Source organism: Methylobacterium amylolyticum, assembly GCF_030700245.1.
Classification (GTDB): Bacteria; Pseudomonadota; Alphaproteobacteria; order Rhizobiales; family Beijerinckiaceae; genus Methylobacterium.
On sequence record NZ_JAUYZI010000133.1, the window covers coordinates 1 to 1,240 of the forward strand.

The following is a 1,240-nucleotide window of genomic DNA, read 5'->3' on the forward strand; positions in this document are numbered from 1 at the left end:
GCCGAGCGCGCTGCCGCCTTCTACACCCTGATCGAGAGCGCCAAGCTGAACGGGCTCGACAGCGAGGCGTACCTGCGCGACGTGCTCACCCGCATCGCCGACCATCCGGCAAAGCGGCTGGCCGACCTGCTCCCCTGGAACTGGACGCCGGCCCCGCCCGTCGCTCACGCTGCCTGACCGGAAGGCCCGCCGCCGAGCGCTTACGGCCTACCCCACCACGCCAGCCCTCAAAGCCGTGGCCTGAAAACACCGCTTACGGCCGTCCTGCAGGCAATCCGCAACCTGCGAGACCGGGCCATCGATCGAGCCGACCTGCGGCCACATCAGCCCAACTGCACAGGGTATCAACATGCGTGATCGAGCAGGGCCGCGAGCTGCGCCGCGGTGAGCCGCACCACGCCGTCGGTGACCGCCGGCCAGCAGAACGTGCCGTCCTCCAGCCGCTTCGACAGCAGGCACACCCCGGTGCCGTCGAAGTAGACGAGCTTGATCCGGTCGGCGCGCCGGGCGCGGAAGACGTAGACCGCCCCGCTGAACGGGTCGGCGCCCAGGCTCTCGCGCACCAGCGCCGCCAAGCCCTCCGCGCCCTTGCGGAAGTCCACTGGCTTCGTGGCCACCATGACGCGCATCGCGCCCGTCGGCCCGATCATCGCGCCGCCTTCAGCGCCCGGATCACTGCCGCGATCTGAGCCGCGCTCGCATCCGGACCGACGCGCACCGTGGCGCCGGCCATTGCGATCTCGATCCCGGCTCGATCGGCGCGTCGACGGGGCTGGGTCGCCACCGCGCCGCGCGCCGGCTCCGGCGGTCCCGCCTCCAGCACGGCCGGCACGAACCGCAACGCCGCCCCGCGATCGCCCGTCACGGCTTGGCGGGCCAAACGCCGCCACGTGAACAGCTGCGAAGCACTCAGCCCGTGCCGACGCGCCACCGCGCTGACCGAGGCGCCCGGCCCCTCGCTCTCGGCGACGATGGCTGCCTTCTCACCCTCCGACCACGCCCGCCGTCGGCCCGCACCGGTGAACAGCTCCAGGCGCCGGACCGGCTCCGACATAGCCATATGTCCTGACATCGACATGTGACGGAGCCCAACCCCAGCTCCGTATGTCGCCCCTAGGCGGTGTGGACAGTTACCGGAGCCACAGGACGATGGCGGCGAGGGTGACGACGGCAGCGTAGTTGCGGGCGGTCTTCTCGTAGCGGGTGGCCACCCGCCGGAACTGTTTGAGCTTGGCAAAGC

General features: G+C 71.3%; 3 protein-coding genes and 1 pseudogene. 1 reads left to right on the forward strand and 3 read right to left on the reverse strand.

Annotation, left to right across the window (positions count from 1 at the left end):
- A partial coding sequence (locus tag Q8W71_RS32820; RefSeq protein ID WP_305529459.1) for a transposase domain-containing protein occupies window positions 1-177 on the forward strand: 177 nt, incomplete at its 5' end.
- Window positions 178-344: 167 nt separating this feature from the next.
- Here Q8W71_RS32820 and tnpB read toward each other — a convergent pair.
- The 3 genes and pseudogenes from tnpB to Q8W71_RS32835 all read right to left on the reverse strand — a co-directional run.
- Window positions 345-650, reverse strand: coding sequence for an IS66 family insertion sequence element accessory protein TnpB (gene tnpB, locus Q8W71_RS32825; RefSeq protein WP_305529471.1), 306 nt, complete (start codon window positions 648-650; stop codon window positions 345-347).
- Entirely contained in the window at window positions 647-1,054 is a 408-nt protein-coding gene (tnpA, locus tag Q8W71_RS32830) for an IS66-like element accessory protein TnpA (RefSeq protein ID WP_305529472.1), read from the reverse strand. The genes tnpB and tnpA overlap by 4 nt, the downstream gene beginning before the upstream one ends.
- A 76-nt stretch (window positions 1,055-1,130) precedes the next feature.
- Window positions 1,131-1,240 (reverse strand): annotated as a pseudogene (locus tag Q8W71_RS32835) (IS5/IS1182 family transposase); the annotation flags it as partial.

Bases quoted from the DNA above. Each gene is read 5' to 3' on its own strand.
- tnpB (WP_305529471.1), bottom strand. From the start codon at position 650: ATGATCGGGCCGACGGGCGCGATGCGCGTCATGGTGGCCACGAAGCCA.
- tnpA (WP_305529472.1), bottom strand. From the start codon at position 1,054: ATGTCGGAGCCGGTCCGGCGCCTGGAGCTGTTCACCGGTGCGGGCCGA.